Genomic DNA, 16,656 nt, shown 5'->3' on the forward strand with positions numbered 1-16,656 from the left:
GGGGGAGGTCCATGATATTTCAGCGGAGCAACCTGATCCGTGGTTTTCTCTTCTATCTGCTGATTCTTATCCTTATTGTCGCAGTGTTCGTTTTCGGGATCGTCCGCTTCTTTTCGGCCAGCATATTCGGACAGGTGGAATATGAGCTGCGGGATTCAGCCCTTATGCTGAAAGGGCTCCTGGTGTATTCAGAAAAGCAGGGAAGCCCCGATTATGATGCCTTCTGCAAGGAAGCCGGTAAAAACGGTCATACCCGCATTACCATAATTAATGAGGACGGCAGGGTTCTTGGAGACTCCCATGCCGAAATATCATCCATGAATAACCATGGGGACAGACCGGAGTTTATTCAATCCCTTCGTGGGGGGGAAGGATTCTCCGTCCGTCATTCCGCATCTGTCGGTTACAGGCTTATGTACCTTGCTTTGCCGGTCGAGGTCGGCACGGGGAATCTTGTCCTCCGCATCTCCCGTCCGGTAAACGCTGTCGATCAGGTAATTGCAGGAGCCAACAGAACTGTAATGTTCATCAGTCTGCTCTTTCTGGTTCTTGCCCTGGTGGCTGCCGTAAGAACAGGACAATGGATACGCCGCCCCTTAAGACGCCTCGTGGATGTTGCCTCCCGTCTTGAAACGGGTGATCTGGATGCGCGGTCCGAGGTTGCGTATCCCGAAGAGTTCCGGGTTCTGGGGCATACCATGAACGCCATGGCGAAGAGCCTCGCCGGGAGAATGGAAACGGTTCGGCGTCAGCGGGATGAATACCAGTCGGTACTCTCGGGTATGAGCGAGGCCGTTATTGTTCTTGATGAGAAACTGCAGGTCGTGGAGTCGAATCCCGCGGCGGAGAGAATTTTCCTCAGATCAAGAAAGGAGATGCTTTCCCGGCCCCTGCTGAACGCTGTGCGTAATCTGCACCTGCAGGAATTCGCCGAAGGGCTTCTTGCCGGTCCAGGTACCATGAGTGCGGAATTTCCCCTGAGCTTCACGACCGGAGGGGAGAGGGACCTCTATCTTCAGGTTCACGGAGCCCTCATACCCAGAGGAGAGAGCGGACACGCCAGGGCGGTGCTGGTTTTTACCGATATAACCGGCATCAAGCGCAGCGAACAGGTGCGGAAGGACTTCGTTTCCAATGTATCCCACGAACTCAAGACGCCGATAACCTCCATAAAAGGTTTTGTGGAGACCCTGATTGACGGTGCCGCCGAAGACCGGGAGATCCTGGAGCGCTTTCTCGGTATAATCGCCAGGCAGGCGGACAACATGCATGCCATTATCGAGGATCTGCTGCAGCTTTCCAGGCTTGATGAACAATCTCTGGGCCTTGAAGAGTCCCCGGTGAATGTGGAAACGGTGCTGAGGAATGCCCTGGAACGTGTCAGGGAGATCGCCAGGAGCCGGGATATCAGGCTCGAGCTGAGAACCGACGAGGCTTGTATGGTCCGGGGCAACCAGGGACTCCTGGAACAGGCGGTTTTTAACCTGCTGGATAATGCTGTAAAATACAGCGGCTCAGGAGGGGAGATCGTTGTGGGCGTTCGGAGAAAAGGAGCCGTGGCGGAGGTTTTTGTCAGGGACCAGGGTGTGGGAATCCCTCCGGAAGACCTTCCCCGGGTTTTTGAACGCTTCTATCGCGTCGACAAGGCCCGCAGCAGGGAGACCGGCGGGACAGGACTCGGGCTTGCCATTGTAAAGCACATTGCCCTGGTGCACGGGGGAGGTGTTTCCGTGGAGAGCAGTCCGGGGATGGGATCGGAATTCATGATAACCCTCCCTCAGGAACAGGCATGAACGAAGCGAAGCGTGCGGGCTGGAAGGAGTATGTCTCTCTTCCGGAACTTGGGCTTCACCGTATAGTTGCCAAACTGGATACCGGTGCTCGCTCAGCCGCACTGCATGCGTCGGACATTCTGGTATACGATTCCCCCGGCGGACCCCGGGTCGCCTTCACCGTTTTTCCCCACCGGGGTCTTTCAGGGAGCGGCACCCGCTGCACCGCACCCCTGGTTGACCGGCGGGAGGTGACCAACTCCGGGGGTGCCGTACAGGTCCGGTACATCATTTCCACCCTGCTGGTACTGGGCAGTGAAGCCTGGACTGCAGAAATAAGCTTGACCGACCGGACGAGAATGCGGTATCCCATGCTTCTGGGGCGTGCAACCCTGGGAGACCGTTTTCTGGTTGATCCCGGCAGGAGCTATCTCATGAAAAGACGAAAAGGAAAGACCCAGTGAAATTTGCCCTGTTATCCCAAAGGAGCTACCTGTATACAACCAAGCGTCTCGTGGAGGCCGCGACATCCAGGGGACACAAGGTCAGAATAATCAATCCTCTGGAGTGCTACATGAATATCGCCTCCGGAAAACCGGAAATCCATTATCGTGGTGAGAACCTGACCGGTTTCGATGCGGTCATCCCCCGTATCGGTGCTTCCATAACCTTTTACGGTACGGCGGTGGTACGTCAGTTCGAGATGATGGGGGTTTACTGCCTGAACGAGTCGGTACCCATTTCGCGATCCAGGGACAAACTGCGCTGCCTGCAGCTCCTTTCAAAGGGGGGTATCGGAATGCCGGTAACCGCCTTTGCGCATTCTACCCGCTATACGGATGATCTTATCGATATGGTCGGAGGCGCACCCCTGGTGGTGAAGATCCTGGAGGGTACCCAGGGAATCGGGGTAGTGCTGGCGGAGACCAGAAAAGCCGCCAAGAGCGTGGTAGAGGCCTTCCGGGGGGTCAAGGCGAATATCCTGGTGCAGGAGTACATCGCAGAATCCGAAGGAAGCGATATCCGCTGTCTGGTTATCGGCGACCGTGTGGTGGCCAGCATGATGCGCCGGGGAAGCGAAGGGGATTTTCGTTCCAACCTGCACCGTGGAGGTTCGGCAGTCAAGATCGAGATCAGCGATGAGGAACGGGAGGCCGCCGTCAAAGCCGTGAGAATTGTAGGCCTCAACGTTGCCGGGGTGGACCTTCTGCGGAGCAGCAGAGGGCCCGCGGTTATCGAGGTGAACTCGTCGCCCGGGCTGGAAGGAATAGAACAGGTATCCCGCCGGAACATTGCCAAAGATATCATTCAGTTTATCGAAGAGAATGCCCGGCCGGGACACACCAAGGAGATCGGAACCGGCTGATTCCAGCCGCTTCTTCTTATCCGGCGGACTTTTGCCCCGCTGCAGACAAGGCAAGATTCTTCTCCTCCGCATATTCATCCAGGCGTCTGCTGCTTACCCGCGGATCAGCGACGGTGCCGGGTCCGCAGATACAGCCGCCGGGGCAGCTCATGACCTCGGTGAAGTCCGCCGACAGTTTTCCGGAGGCGATAAGTCGCAGTTTCGCCAGGGCCTTTTTATCCAGTCCGTCAATCCGGAGTACCTCCGGCTCCCGTCCCAGGGTTTCCCCTGCATAGGTCAATACAGCCTGGCTGACGCCGCCGGCCCGGGCAAAGAGGCGTTCGAACCTGTCCACCCGCGGGTTGTCCGTACCCGATTCGGAGCATTCCGCCACGTCGATATCCATGGCCAGAAACAGGGAGGCCAGTTCTTCGAAGGTCATGACCAGGTCGGCGGATTTATCGTGTCTGGCCTCCACCCTTTTGGCGATACAGGGGCCGATAAAAACGGTCCTTCGATCCGGCCATCCTTCTTTGGCCCAAGCCGCGCTTGCGGCCATGGGCGTAGGTGCGGTGGAGACATGGGGGGCGAAGTCCGGACAGTGAAGGCGAACCGCCTCGGTGTAGGCGGGACAGCAGGAGCTCGCCAGGGGCTTGCCTTTTTTGAGGTGCTCCGCGAGCTCTTCTGCTTCCTTTCGGACCGTCTCGGCGGCACCCCAGGCGACTTCAACGACAGCTGCGAAGCCCGCCTGCCTGAGAGCCGTTGTGAGCTGACCGAAACCTCCAGGAAACTGGCCCGCCGCAGCGGGGGCAACCAGGGCGACGGGACGCTCCGACTCGGGACCCAGGAGGTCCCGGGCGATGCTGTACAGGTGGCTGCGTTCCATTACCGCACCGAAAGGACAGCTGATGCTGCACTGTCCGCAGGAGATGCATTTTTCGTGGTCGATAAGCGCGGAGCCGTCCTCGTTCTTCCGTATTGCTCCGACGGGACAGGCTGCTTCGCAGGGGACCGGGGTGTAAACCACCGCGTTGTACGGACAGGCTTCACGGCATTTTCCGCAGTTGACGCACTTCTCGTGATCTATTACAGCCTTGCCGTTCACAAAGCTTACAGCGTCCCGGGGACATACGGAGGCACAGTTTCTTGCCAGGCACCCCCGGCAAAGGTTTGATACTGTATGCCTGCCCGAGGGACAGGAATGACAGGCAGCGTCGATGAGTGTAAGGACCGGTCCATCCGGAGCGCCCTGTCTGCTCCCGGCTTTTTCGGCGTATTCCTTCAGGGGCCGTGTTTCATCCGTCTCCTCCTCAATGGAAAAACCGAGGAGGGCCATTAGCCGGTACCTGGTTATAGCCCGATCCTTGTAAATACAGCACCTGTAGGAGCCGCCTTTTTTAGGAAACAGATCAACAGGTATTTTGTCGATAATATCGGCCAGGTTTCTGTTGATAATTCCCTGAAGGAATCGCTTCGCCAGTTGTATGCGCAGAAAAACAGTATTGTTATTCATGGTTCTGCCTTGTGTTCCCTTTATCCTGCAGTTTCCCGCGAACGATCTCCGTCAATTCATCAATGTCGATACCGCCGAAGAGGGTGTCGTCAACCATGGCAAAGGGAGGTCTGGGTCCCGACGAATCCCCGCAGCAGCCGAGGCACCCGACACCCTGGATCCGGACGGCGGCGAGTTCCTCGCTGTTCAGTTTGTTCTCAAGATCGAGAAGAAACGAGCCTCCCTGTACATAACAGGCAGTTCCGGTACAGATTTTCACGACCACGGAATCCTTCATAGTTCTCTCCTATATAAATTCAAGGCTTGTTGTTTTCAGGTAGTTTTTTTCCAGGATCTCGCAAATTCTCTTTACCAGGGTACGGCGAATACCGATCTCCACCGGCATGTCAGGATCCTGATGGGCTTCATTGATCTTTGTCCCCACCAGGAAACAGACCTTGTCGCTGTCCACCAGAAGCCGGCACAGGCGTACCGCAGCGTTGTCCGTGCAGGTATCCGCAAACTCGCCGGTTTCCAGCTGACGGGCCGTTTCGGTAAGGGTGAGCATTCCCTCGGTCACCAGGTCGATCCCATCCATCTCTGCGGAGGGGGGAATCCTCCGGTCCCGGCTCTTCAGATCAACCAGGACCTCTCTTCCCAGCTCCCGGGCTGCGAGCTTGGCTGTTGTACCGCCGCAGATAATCTTTTTTCCGGGGAAAAGGGAAAGGCGCTTCGCCAACAGGGTATCCCGTCCGGGGTCCATGGGCGGTCCCGTGGCGACCATCGCCTGCCTGGGAGTCCTGAAATAGATAACCCCGCAGGTTATATCGTCCTTGGGGGCGTATCCGTCAAGGAGCTGGGAGTTTACGGCGATCTTTCTGGCCAGGTCCCTGGCTGAGACCGAGGGGTCTGCGGTAATTCTCCCCCGGGTAAACTGTCGGACTCCATCGAGTCTGAGACCCAGGGGATAAGCCCGGGATCCCATGCCGCTCTGACTTACCCCGTCGGAAAAGAAGACCAGCCTGTCCTGTACCTGGAGGTCAAGACTGGTATAATACAGGTGCTCCTCTTTGTGCTCAAAACGCCTGGGCAGTTCCATTACCCGCCTGTCCGGTCTGATTTCTCCGGTGCCCCGGTAAAAGAGAAAGCGCGGATTGTCGTATTCCACGATCTCCGTTTTTCCGTCCGCCTGGACGTCTATAATGGAAAAGGTCGCGTAACTGATTTTTCTTTCCCGGCAGACCGGAAGGGTCCTCATGATTATCTCCGCGGCCCTTCGGACATCGAGTTTTTCCGCCACGTATTTCTCCGCCATGGTCGCGGTCAGGTTTGCCAGTACATTTGCCTTTACACCGCTGCCGAGGCCGTCGGAGAGGACACAGATAATCCTTCCGTCCTCCTCTCGCCGGGACAGGAGAAAGACATCCCCGCCTATCTTGTTGCGGTGTTTGTAAAACTGGCAGTAATCGACCTCAATAAAACCGTGTTCCACGCTCATCAGCTCCGTCTGAATTCACCGGGCTCAAAGGAGTCTATAAGGGAGTTGAGGATTATCTCCGTCTCCGCGGCGTTTTCTCCCAGAAGTCCTGCGATCTGCTGTACGCTCTCGAGGTTTTTGCGGATGACCTCCTCCGCTTTTTTTACCACCATCTCCCGTTTTACCGCCGGGGCCGTAATATCCTGAAAAACCGCTCCCACAAGGCGCCCCTTCTGTATCTGAAAGAAGTTGCCCCGCATGACCTTGCCGTCTATCTGGATAATCTTTTCCATTGTCTCGGATCGTTCCAGAAGAGTCCGGAAGGCGTCGGTCTTCGGCAGAAAGGAGGAGAGGCTTTTACCTTCCACCCGCTTGAGTACCTCGAGATCAGGTTCAAAAGGAATCTGTGCAAAGAGATCCAGAAAATTACGGTTGCATTCCACAATGTGCATCTTTTCATCCGCGATCACGACCCCCATGGGAATGGTATGGAGCAGAGCTGTTACCTTGTTCTGGGCAATCTTGCGCATTTCGGTGACGCACATCTCCTTTTCAGCTTTTCCGTCCAGAAAGGCCCGGGCGAACTCTTCGCAGGTCGGGTAACCGCAGCCTCCGCAGTTCTTTCGATCCTCCCGGCTGATTTTACCCAGGGCATTCAAAGCGTCTTCGATCTCTTCATGGGTGTAAGCGCCCCCCGGTGTTACGGGGATGTTCCAGCAGGAATCAATCAGGTCCGCCGGAAGGAAGTCCAGGGAGCTGCAGCTTTCACGCTGTTCCCAGGTATCGAAGAGCCTGGCCCGGCGTGTAATGGAGGCCTCATCGGTGTGGCTGACCGGTCCGTTGATGCAGCCTCCTTCGCAGGTCATGAGTTCCAGGAAGTAGTTCTCTTCATCGATCTCGGAAAAATGCCTGAGAGTATCCATGAGCTGGGCGGTTCCGGACTGATGAAAGTACCGGTAGTTTTCCGGGGCGGAATTTCCCATGGAGCGGATCATGCCTCCGTCCACCGGGTAGAGGGAAGCCTTGCCGGCCTTAAAAGGAACAAAGCCTGTTTTTTCCGCAGAGATTCTGTCAGCTTTGATCGTCCCGTCGCATTCCCCGATCCAGGCAGCCGCCTCCTTGAAGGTCAGGGCAACATCCACCGTATCGGGGTACTGATCGGCCTCCGTCTTCTTCGCGATACAGGGACCGATAAAGACTACTCCGATATCTTCGCCGTAGAGACGTCGCAGGTATCGTCCGTGGGCAATCATGGGGGAGGTAATACCGCTGATCTTTTTCGCGGCGTCGGGAAAATACCTTTGGGCCAGCAGACGCACGGAGGGGCAGGCGGAGGAGATACAAGCCCCGCTGCCGTTGTGCAGCTGTCTTTTCTGTTCCAGGCTGACGATCTCGGCACCGATGGCGGTTTCAGAAACCCCGGTGAAACCCAGACTCTTCAGCTTGTCGATTAAAACCTGCTCTCCATCGGTAAAGACAGCTGCGTAGGAGGGTGCCAGGGAAACGTAGACCTTCTCTCTGATGGATAAAAGCTGTTTTGCCCGGGGGATATCGTTACGGACCTTTTTGGCCCCGGCGGGACAGACATCCACACAGCGTCCGCAGAAGATACAGAGATCATGGTCCACCGTGGCGCTGGATTCCTCAACCCTGATGGCCTTGACCGGACAGTGGCGGACGCATTTATAGCAGTCCCGGCACTGGGTCTTTTCCGTGTAGATGGCGGGGATCATGAGGCCTCCGGATTCCGGGCATCAAGATGGTAACGCAGAAGATCTTCTAGGGCGTCGGGGTGAACCTGGCTGTAGCTGGTATTGTTGATGCTCATGCAGGGGCCGGAGGCGCAGTTTCCGGTGCAGAGGCGCCCTTTTAATTCCACCTCTTCCAGAAGACCTGTTTTCTGCAGATAGCTTTCCACCCTTTCCAGGCTAAGGGCATTGCCCCTGGAAAAGCAGGAGCTCCCCATACAGATCTCTATGACGGGTTTTGTTTTCATTAAAGCCTCCGGTGCAAATCCATCCCCGGGATGGAGAGTCTCGGCACCGGCAGGCGTATTACGGCGGCCTATACCGGTGCGCTTGGTCCGTTGTTTTCGTGTTTGAGCATCTCCGATAAACGGACCGACAGTACTGCAAGTCCGGCTGAGAGCTCTTCCCTTTGCACAACCACGTTATCGGGTACCTCGATCTTACAGGGCGAAAAACTCCAGATGCCCCGTATGCCCGCTTGGATCAGCAGGTCAGCGCACTCCTGTGCAGCAGATTCCGGAACGGTAAGAACGGCAATCAAAACGCCCATGCGTTTTGCGAGTTCCGGAACCCGCTCCATGGGAAAGACCTTCTTCCCGTGAATGGCGGTGTTGTGCTTCGACGGGTCCAGGTCAAAGGCCGCAACAATATCCAGCCCGTATTCCTGGAAACCCCGGTATCCGAGCAGGGCTGACCCAAGGGCGCCGGCTCCGATAAGGAATGCCTCCTTCGGGTCCTGCCAGCCAAGCAGCTGATGAAGAGCTGATGTAAGCTGCTCTATATCGTAGCCTACCTTCGGACGGCCGATTATGGCTGAATATCCCAGATCCTTTCGTACCTGAACCTGATTGAGCCCAAGGCGTTCTGCTATATCCCTCGCTGATACCGTAGTTATTCCCGTAGATTTCAGTTCCTTCAGTACCTGAAGATACGCGGGGTAGCGTTTTATCGTCGGGTACGGAACGGACTGAATCGATGCATCCTCCATGGTATACCTCCGTTCTTATATAGTATCGTAAGTATACCGTTCTTACAAATCGTTATTTTAGTAACGATAAAAATATATCGATTGAATCGTTTACTGTCAACAGGCCAATCTTTATTTCTGGCGGTTTCTGTACTTTTTTTACCCATTGTCATGAATGGTCAGGAGGGATAAACTGGGCGATAAAAACGGAGAACAGTATGACCAATAATGCCCTTGTGTTCATCAAACCCCAGGCGATCACCGCCAGGGCGATAGCCTTTGTGGAGGAGCAACTGGGGAAGGCGGGTGTCAGTTTTTCCGAAGCCGGTGAGATAGAGGCGGCGGTTTTAAAAGAGAAGAGAATAATTGATCGGCACTACGCTTCCATCTCCCGGGCTGCCATGGATCTGTCTCCCCGGGATCTGCGCATACCCGAGAAAGGCCGGGAAGAGTTTTTCAGGATCTTCCACCGCAGTATTGACCAGGTCCTCGCCGCCGGGGAGCTCCTGAACTGTACCGAAGCCTTTGAGATCCTGGGCAATCCGTCGGCCCAGACCCTGAACACCCTGTGGCGGAACGGCATCGAAGTAAAGCTTGGTCCGGGACTCTATGTAAGCCGCATGGAGAAGAGCGATCTCTTTGTAATCAACGGATTTTACCCCTCCATGAAGGAGCTCTTTGTCGCCCCCGGTTTGAAGGTCAGACTCTATGACGCCGGTTTTGATCCCGACGACCTGAGCTGGAAGGATTTTCGCCGTCTGGTAATCGGGGCGACCAACCCCGAAAAGGCTGCCCCGGGCTCTCTTCGGAGGCTGCTTCGTGACAGATACAAGAACCTGGATCTGGAGGAACAGCCGAGGACGGCCTTTAACGGAATACACGCCTCCGCCGGTCCTATAGAGGGTTTACGGGAGTTCCAGGTATGGCTCGATCGGGATCCGGCGGAACATGAACTGGGAGAGGCCCTGCTGAAAGGGGGAATGAGCCCCCGGGACCTTCGCGGGTTAATGGAAAATGCTCCTGCCCGTTTTCAGGATACAGAGGGACCGGTTTTTGATATTACCGAAGACGTCGATGCCAGGGATCTCCCCGGTAATATCCGGCTCCTTGCCTAGTTTTCAGTATGCCTCTCCGAAGAGGAAATAGACGCCGAAGTCTTCACCGGTCCACCCGACGTCGAGTCGAAAGGATGTATCAGGAGTAGGACCGGTCTGGAATCGCAGGCCTCCTCCCCAGGCCGCCTTGAGTCCCCCCTCTCCGAGGGAACTGATATCCGGGGCAACATTTCCGAGGGCGCCGAAAAGGGCCCCCTTCAGTTTACCGTAGATGGGAAACCGGTAGTCCGCCTGAAGCGCCATGGCAACTGCGTCCCGGAAACGGTCTGCAGCGTAACCCCTGAGCAGGTTTCCCCCGCCGACGGAAGGCAGCTCAAGGAATGGCAGTTCCCCGCCGGAAACGAGGCTCAGGTGCTGAAGGGCGAACTGGTGTCCCCTGAGCCCGAGGGGGGAACCGGCAAGGTCGTAAAAGAGGCGGAAATCGCTTTTAAGGTAAAAATCTTCAGCCCGATCTCCCCGGATTGTTGTGGCGTAGCTTCCGATCGCCTCGTAGAAGATTCCCAGGGCGGGAGTCAGGGGAATAAGCTCTCTTCCAGTTCCCAGACCGATTCCTGAGTAGAGTATCTGGTAGCCCTCGCTGCCGGCTACGAGATTTCTGTCGATGAGTCCCCCTTCGTCGGGATCCACAAACTCGTTGATTTTGTAGCGGAAAGCCGGCCCTATATAAAGACCGTCAAAAACCCTGCGGTAGGCACTCAGGCTCTGATCGAGTCCGAGGGTAGTAAAGCCCTCCTCGTCGTCAAGGTCCGTAGCCTCTCCCAGGCCGTAAAAGGATTCGGGATAATACCTGCCGCTGCCGTCGTACTGGATCCACCAGGGGAACTCGGGTGTAAAGTAATCCAGGTTGTAAAAGATATTTATCTGGTTTTTCTGCGTGTAGAATCCGGCGATGCTGAAGTTCAGTCCCGAAGGATAGAGGCGCTGAAAGAGTCCGCCCCCCGCAAAACCGGTATCGCTGGTATAAAAGGCTATGGGTACCAGAAGATTGAAGGTTCCGTCATCCCGTTCTTCCCCTGTCAGGGCGAGGGGGGCAAGGAGAAGGATGACAAAAAGAGCCGGCAGGAATTTATTTTTCACAGGTCTATCCTCATTGTTTCTGCTTAAGAAATGTACCATAAATCGGCAGGCTTAGACAGAAAAAAACTGCGGTCAGCTTTTATCAAATGAAGATAGACTTATTCATAAATTGTCTAAAAATATATAGACAAAAAAGGTGTATGTTGATAATAATGATGAAGGAGGACGTATGGATGATATAAAACCCCCCGATAATCCCTCCCTAACGGAGCTGAAAAGGGGGTACAGAAAGACCGGTGAAAGACTGTTGTGTCTGCAGTGTTCTCATATCCTTGAACGCGGGATGGTATACTCCGAGGGAGAGCGCTTACTGACTGCCCGGAAGGCAATGGAAGATCACATCGTATCCGCCCATGGGGGCCCCTTTATGGCCCTGGCATCAGGAAGATGGGGATCCGGCGGATTGTCTGAAGTACAGATGAAGGTAATGATGGGAATGTACCGGGGGGAGAAGGACGCGGAAATAGCGAAGCTCCTGGGTAACAAGGCGAAATCCACCGTAAGAAATCACCGGTACCAGCTGCGTGAACGCTATCGGGAGGCCAAGGTGCTGATGGCCATGACCGAACTTCTGCAGGAACCGCCCGGGGAAGAACAGCTTGTGGAATATCCCCTGCATATCCGGGCCGATGATATGCGGCTGGTTGTAACCGAAAAGGAGAAATCGGATATCCTGCGGAAGTACATGCCCGATGCCCGCCTAATCCGATTTCCCAGAAAAGAGAAGGAAAAGCTGGTTATCCTGCAAAGGCTGGCACAGGGCTTGAATGCGGAGCGGAAGTACAGCGAAGGAGAGATTAATCGGCATATAGCCGGATTCTTCGACGACTATGTAACCCTTCGGCGTTATCTCGTGGAATACGGTTTTCTCGACAGGAGTCCCGGGGGAAAAAGTTACTGGCTAAAGGAGTCCTGAACAGAAAACCTCCAGCCTGGTTGCCGTTGAACGGCCCGTCGGAGTAGACTCAGGGGTAATGAAACCAGACTTTGCAACCAAAGATTTTTTTCTCTCCCTTAAAGAGAGTTTTCATTCCCCTGCTCCATACCGGCGGCGGCCGGAAAAGCCCGGACGGCCTTTTCTGGTGCTGCTGGCGGTAACGGCTCTTCTTTTTATTCCCGGTTATATCAATCTTCTGATACTGGTCAATACCATCAAGCGGGAGGTGGTGGATCCGCTGGTATATCGGCTGCCGGTCATGGAGGTTATCAGCGGAAGGGTCACCTCCTCGGTGAAACAGCCCTACGAAATCCGTCTCGATGATCAGCTTATGTTCGTTCTTGATACCACTGGTCAGATAAACAGCCTGGAAGAATCGGGGGCCCTTGCCTTTATGGGTCCCCAGGGACTCGCGGTATACGAGGACCAGCAGAGAACCCGGATCCGCCGTCTATATTTTTCCGATACCGATTATCTCCTCATCGATCCCCTGTCAATAAAGAACTGGACGGACAGTATTCTGCCTCTGTTGTACCCTCTGGCGTTCATCGTCACCCTGGGGGGAATCTATCTGTTCCGGGTGGCCCAGATGATGGTCTACATCGCCCTGACCAGAATAACTCTAAGGCTCCGGGGCCAAAGGGCTCCCTTCGAGGGAATTCTGAATGTGGCGGTCTATGCCATGGTCCCTGCCATGAGCTTTGAGGTGCTGCTGATGTTTGTTCCGGTCTATTTTCCCGGTCGGGGACTGATCTTTTACCTGATCTATGCGGGATACATGTGGTGGGGTACCAGGGCCTATATGGAAGGCCGGGATGTGAATCCCGGCCCGGAAGTGTAAGTAGATTACGTGCGCACCGCGGCAATAGCCGCCGCCATGGCCTCATCAAGAAGCTTCTGGGGCGGTTCGGCGATATGTCCGCGGTCTTCCATGTCCCGGTAGAGTCGGCGGGCCGCTTCTATGTCTGTTTTGGTGCGGGTATATACCTCGTCCCAGCTGAGTTCCCGCCGGGCAACCCCCTCCTCGATGGCCTGCATGGCCACATCGGCTGCCTCCCGGGCGAAGACCTCCGTCTCTTCCATGGTCGCTATGATATTGTCGGGAGTGATGCCCCGCTTCTCGGAGAAGTCCGCGATGGAATGGGAACAGCGGATGGCCATGCCGTCGGTAATCTTCTTTGCCCGGACCAGCAGGGCTCCCTTCAGGATTCCCGGAAAGCAGACTGAGTTGTTTACCTGGTTCGGGAAATCTCCCCGTCCGGTGGCTACAATATAAGCCCCTTCCTCTTTCGCGGCATAGGGCCAGATCTCCGGTACGGGATTAGCGCAGGCAAAGACGATGGATTTGGGCGCCATGGAGCGTATCCACTCCCGCTTTACCGTGTCAGGACCCGGGGTGGAGAGAGCAATCAGTACATCGGCCCCTTTCATTGCTTCTTCGATGGTGTTGATTTTTCCGGGGTTGGTCCTTTCGCAGATCTCCCATTTGCGGTAGTGCCGTGGATCTTTCTGTATATCCTCCCGTCCCGAGTGGAGTCCTCCCCGGGAGTCGAAGACGCACATCTTAGCAGGATCTCCTCCGTCAGCGAGTATGAGACGGGCAATGGTCGTGTTGGATGCTCCGGCACCGAGAAGAACGATCTTTGCGTCGCCGATCTTCCTGTCCGTCAGCTTGAGGGCGTTGATGAGGCCGGCGAGGGTCACACAGGCGGTACCCTGGGCGTCATCGTGCCAGACGGGAATATCGCAGCTGTCCCTGAGTTCATCCAGAACGCGGAAGCAGTTGGGCTGGCTGATGTCCTCGAGGTTGACCGCACCGAAGGAGTGCTGCGCCATCTTTACAAACTCGATGATCTTGTCGGGATCGTTTTTTCCGTCCTTTCCCCTGGAATCGACACAGAGCGGGACGCCGTCCACCCCCCCGAGGTACTTCATCAGTAGGGCTTTGCCTTCCATAACTCCCAGTCCGCCGGGGGGAGTGCAGTCTCCGTCTCCCAGGACACGGGTCGAATCACTGATCACCGCAACGGTATTACCCCTGCTGGAGAGGGCAAAGGAGCTGTCGCTGTCGTCCCGGATGCTGGTCGATATTTTGGATACCCCCGGGGTATACCAGACATTAAACCAGTTGAAACCGTAGAGCCCGCACCTGGGAACGGTCTGCATCTTACCGCCGTAGAAGCGATGGGCTTTTTCCGAGAGGTTTTTTAAAAAGAGGGTCTTTGCCTGGGCTTTCTGGTCTTCTGTAAAGTCCTCGGGAAAGGCCGCCTCCAGGTTTTTCAGGTCCAGATTGATCGACATAATCTCCAAACTCCTTATGATCCATGCTCGTTATCATCCCTGGGGAGTATCCACAGGTTGTATACAGAACTATATCATATAAGACTGAATTCTGTATATATGTGTATAAGTTGTATCTTACTAATTGCTATCTCGAAAAACGCGTTTTTTAAGGCGCCCTTATTCAATGAGTGTTTTCGCTTTTTTCACAGCCGCGGAAAAATCTGCAAATATAGCGTCCCGTCCAAGAACGCCGTGTTTTATCAGTTTTTCTGTGATTCTGCTGTTTGCTCCGGAGACCAGAACGCGAATTCCTTGTTTCTTCAGGGCATGTACTATCTCCGTAAAACGGCGAAGCCCGGAACTGTCCATAATCGGGACATAACGCATGCGGAACAGCACCAGGCTGTGGTGGCTTTGTACATAGGCATGGACATTCAGAAACTGGCCGGCGGAACCGAAGAAGAGGGGTCCGTTAATCTCGAAGACCTGGACCTCCTCCGGTATCTCCTCTCCGTCGGTACTGAAGAGGGATTCCCCGCTCTTGGATGCCACCAGGGGATTGATATCCACCGCTTCGGACATCCGTTTCATGAAAAGAACCAGGGCGAGCACGAAGCCTGCGGGTATGGCTATGGTCAGATCCGTAAACACCGTCAGAAAGAAGGTGGTCAGCAGCACTGCTGTCTCATAGATGTTTATTCTGCAGGAGAGTATGAAGTAGCGGTACTCGCTCATATTCCATGCAACGACGACAAGGATGCCCGCCAGGCAGGCCATGGGAATGGCGGAAACCAGGGGCATGGCGACAAGGAAGATAACAAGCAGCGTCAGGGCGTGGACGATCCCCGCTATGGGAGTGCGGGCCCCGAGTTTTATGCTGGTCATGGTGCGGGCTATTGCCCCCGTGGCTGGTATTCCTCCGAAGAGGGGAGAAACGATATTCGCAAGACCCTGGGCGATCAGTTCGATATTGGAACGATGGCGGCCACCGATGACGCCGTCGGCCACAACAGCCGAGAGCAGGGATTCCAGGGCTCCCAGCAGGGCTATGGAGAAGGCCGCCAGCAGAAGTCCGCTCCAGATTTGAGGATCAAAGGCGGGGAATACGGGAGGGGGAAAGACCGGGCTCAAAGGGCCGAAGCGTCCGGCGATGGTTTCCACGGGAAGCTCGAAAAGACTCACCAGGACGGTTGATACTATGATCGCGACGAAGGCTCCGGGGACCTTCGGCAGGAGCCGGGGAACCAGGACTACCGCGGCAATACTGAATAGTCCGATAACGAGGGCCCAGGGATTAAGCGTGCTCAGTCCGCCGAGGTAGGTTCCCCACCTGGGAATAAACTCTGCGGGAACTTCCTCAAGATTCAGTCCCAGAAGGTCCTTGATCTGGCTGCTGAAGATAAGCACCGCGATCCCGGAGGTGAAACCGGTTATAAGAGTCTGGGGGATGTATTTTATCAGGGAACCGAGACGCAGCAAGCCCATAAGAACCAGGATAATTCCCGCCATCAGGGTGGCAATGAGGAGTCCCTCGTAACCGTGCTGCCGGATTATCCCGTACACAATTACAACGAAAGCTCCGGTGGGTCCCCCGATCTGGACCCTGCTGCCGCCGAATATGGAAATCAGAAGACCAGCCAGGATGGCCGTCAGTATCCCACGATCAGGAGACACTCCGGATGCTATGGCGAAGGCGATTGCCAGGGGCAGGGCCACAATTCCGACGATAAGACCCGCACTTATGTCCCGGACCAACTGCTGCCGGGGAACACCTTCTTTAAGGACATGGAAGAGTTTTGGAGTAAACTCAGTGTGTTTCATGGACGGAGTATATTCCTTTCAGGTTGGTCTGACCAGTAGGATTACACAGGCTGCCTTGGTATTTTTATCAGTTCAGGTCGATACCTTTGAGCTCCAGGGAGCACTCTGCGGCTTTATCTATCTGTCCCGAACGATGGTAAACTGCACAGCGGAGGACCATCAGGGACGGATCGTCGGGATAGACTGTCTCTGCTCTTTCAATACGGCTGAGAGCCCCATCATGGTTTCCCAGGTCAAGCTGTTCCTCCGCCTCTTTTATGAGGCTCTCGAAGGAGGCGATACTGACATAGAGAACCTCCAGGGTACTGGAAAAATCCACCCGGGTTCGCTGTTCCTCGTAACCCTCCCTGCCGATCAGCAGCAGATGGGCACCCTTCGCCAGGGAAGGCGTAACAAATCGTCCGTTCAGGTCGGTGGAAGTCTCCAGCGTGCCGTCGATAAGGACCCGGGCACCCTGAACGGGCCGCCCGTGGGTATCGTAAACCATTCCTGTGAGGGGCGCCCTGTCACCCGGGGACGACGGTGCGGTAGAACAGGAAGCGGTAAACAGCAGGATCAGCAGCAGGAGAAGTGAGCTATTTTTTCGGCACATAAAGACTCCTTATTTACGGTCGCCATCGGC

General features: G+C 55.3%; 16 protein-coding genes. 6 read left to right on the top strand and 10 right to left on the bottom strand.

From position 1 onward, the window contains the following. Nucleotides 1–11: 11 nt before the first annotated feature. The 3 genes from B4O97_RS16980 to rimK are packed head-to-tail and all read left to right on the top strand — an operon-like array spanning nucleotide 12 to nucleotide 3,138. Complete coding sequence (locus B4O97_RS16980; protein ID WP_083052701.1) at nucleotides 12–1,793, top strand: ATP-binding protein; 1,782 nt, start codon at nucleotides 12–14, stop codon at nucleotides 1,791–1,793. Next, complete coding sequence (locus B4O97_RS16985; protein WP_083052702.1) at nucleotides 1,790–2,236, top strand: ATP-dependent zinc protease family protein; 447 nt, start codon at nucleotides 1,790–1,792, stop codon at nucleotides 2,234–2,236. Before B4O97_RS16980 ends, B4O97_RS16985 begins: the two co-directional genes overlap by 4 nt. Continuing rightward, nucleotides 2,233–3,138: a 30S ribosomal protein S6--L-glutamate ligase gene (rimK, locus tag B4O97_RS16990; RefSeq protein WP_083052704.1), complete on the top strand. Its 906-nt coding sequence runs from the start codon at nucleotides 2,233–2,235 to the stop codon at nucleotides 3,136–3,138. Before B4O97_RS16985 ends, rimK begins: the two co-directional genes overlap by 4 nt. Nucleotides 3,139–3,154: 16 nt before the next feature. On the opposite strand, the gene B4O97_RS16995 is transcribed toward rimK, so the two are convergent. From B4O97_RS16995 to B4O97_RS17020, 6 genes are all read right to left on the bottom strand, one after another. Beyond that, on the bottom strand, nucleotides 3,155–4,630 hold the full coding sequence (locus B4O97_RS16995; RefSeq protein WP_083052705.1) for a monomeric [FeFe] hydrogenase: 1,476 nt from the start codon (nucleotides 4,628–4,630) through the stop codon (nucleotides 3,155–3,157). Continuing rightward, a complete protein-coding gene (locus B4O97_RS17000) occupies nucleotides 4,623–4,907 on the bottom strand; it encodes an NAD(P)H-dependent oxidoreductase subunit E (protein ID WP_083052707.1) in 285 nt (94 codons plus the stop codon). The genes B4O97_RS16995 and B4O97_RS17000 overlap by 8 nt, the downstream gene beginning before the upstream one ends. 9 nt (nucleotides 4,908–4,916) lie before the next feature. Beyond that, nucleotides 4,917–6,107: a SpoIIE family protein phosphatase gene (locus B4O97_RS17005; protein ID WP_083052708.1), complete on the bottom strand. Its 1,191-nt coding sequence runs from the start codon at nucleotides 6,105–6,107 to the stop codon at nucleotides 4,917–4,919. Then, nucleotides 6,107–7,819, bottom strand: coding sequence for a [Fe-Fe] hydrogenase large subunit C-terminal domain-containing protein (locus B4O97_RS17010; protein ID WP_083052710.1), 1,713 nt, complete (start codon nucleotides 7,817–7,819; stop codon nucleotides 6,107–6,109). The genes B4O97_RS17005 and B4O97_RS17010 overlap by 1 nt, the downstream gene beginning before the upstream one ends. Next, nucleotides 7,816–8,082, bottom strand: a complete 267-nt coding sequence (locus tag B4O97_RS17015) for a (2Fe-2S) ferredoxin domain-containing protein (RefSeq protein WP_083052711.1) — start codon at nucleotides 8,080–8,082, stop codon at nucleotides 7,816–7,818. The genes B4O97_RS17010 and B4O97_RS17015 overlap by 4 nt, the downstream gene beginning before the upstream one ends. A 68-nt stretch (nucleotides 8,083–8,150) precedes the next feature. Next, on the bottom strand, nucleotides 8,151–8,822 hold the full coding sequence (locus B4O97_RS17020) for a redox-sensing transcriptional repressor Rex (RefSeq protein ID WP_083052713.1): 672 nt from the start codon (nucleotides 8,820–8,822) through the stop codon (nucleotides 8,151–8,153). 197 nt (nucleotides 8,823–9,019) lie between these two features. Here B4O97_RS17020 and B4O97_RS17025 point away from each other — a divergent pair, with 197 nt between their 5' ends. Further along, a complete protein-coding gene (locus tag B4O97_RS17025; RefSeq protein ID WP_083052714.1) occupies nucleotides 9,020–9,916 on the top strand; it encodes a hypothetical protein in 897 nt (298 codons plus the stop codon). 3 nt (nucleotides 9,917–9,919) lie between these two features. Here B4O97_RS17025 and B4O97_RS17030 read toward each other — a convergent pair whose 3' ends face one another. Next, nucleotides 9,920–10,993, bottom strand: coding sequence for a BamA/TamA family outer membrane protein (locus tag B4O97_RS17030; RefSeq protein ID WP_083052715.1), 1,074 nt, complete (start codon nucleotides 10,991–10,993; stop codon nucleotides 9,920–9,922). A 169-nt stretch (nucleotides 10,994–11,162) separates the two neighbouring features. On the opposite strand from B4O97_RS17030, the gene B4O97_RS17035 reads away from it, so the two are divergent. Both B4O97_RS17035 and B4O97_RS17040 read left to right on the top strand, forming a co-directional pair. Beyond that, nucleotides 11,163–11,909, top strand: coding sequence for a DUF2087 domain-containing protein (locus B4O97_RS17035; RefSeq protein ID WP_083052716.1), 747 nt, complete (start codon nucleotides 11,163–11,165; stop codon nucleotides 11,907–11,909). A gap of 58 nt (nucleotides 11,910–11,967) precedes the next feature. After that, nucleotides 11,968–12,771: a DUF1189 family protein gene (locus B4O97_RS17040; protein WP_083052717.1), complete on the top strand. Its 804-nt coding sequence runs from the start codon at nucleotides 11,968–11,970 to the stop codon at nucleotides 12,769–12,771. Nucleotides 12,772–12,776: 5 nt separating this feature from the next. Here the strand turns inward: B4O97_RS17040 and B4O97_RS17045 are convergent, their stop codons facing one another. The 3 genes from B4O97_RS17045 to B4O97_RS17055 all read right to left on the bottom strand — a co-directional run bounded on the left by B4O97_RS17045 (nucleotide 12,777) and on the right by B4O97_RS17055 (nucleotide 16,626). Then, nucleotides 12,777–14,234: an NAD(P)-dependent malic enzyme gene (locus B4O97_RS17045; protein ID WP_083052738.1), complete on the bottom strand. Its 1,458-nt coding sequence runs from the start codon at nucleotides 14,232–14,234 to the stop codon at nucleotides 12,777–12,779. A gap of 156 nt (nucleotides 14,235–14,390) precedes the next feature. Further along, nucleotides 14,391–16,034 carry a SulP family inorganic anion transporter gene (locus B4O97_RS17050; protein ID WP_083052718.1) on the bottom strand — a complete coding sequence of 548 codons (1,644 nt, stop codon included), beginning with the start codon at nucleotides 16,032–16,034 and terminating at the stop codon, nucleotides 14,391–14,393. A gap of 67 nt (nucleotides 16,035–16,101) precedes the next feature. Next, complete coding sequence (locus B4O97_RS17055; protein WP_083052719.1) at nucleotides 16,102–16,626, bottom strand: carboxypeptidase-like regulatory domain-containing protein; 525 nt, start codon at nucleotides 16,624–16,626, stop codon at nucleotides 16,102–16,104. Between the last annotated feature and the right edge of the window lie 30 nt (nucleotides 16,627–16,656).

This window comes from Marispirochaeta aestuarii, assembly GCF_002087085.1.
Classification (GTDB): Bacteria; Spirochaetota; Spirochaetia; order JC444; family Marispirochaetaceae; genus Marispirochaeta; species Marispirochaeta aestuarii.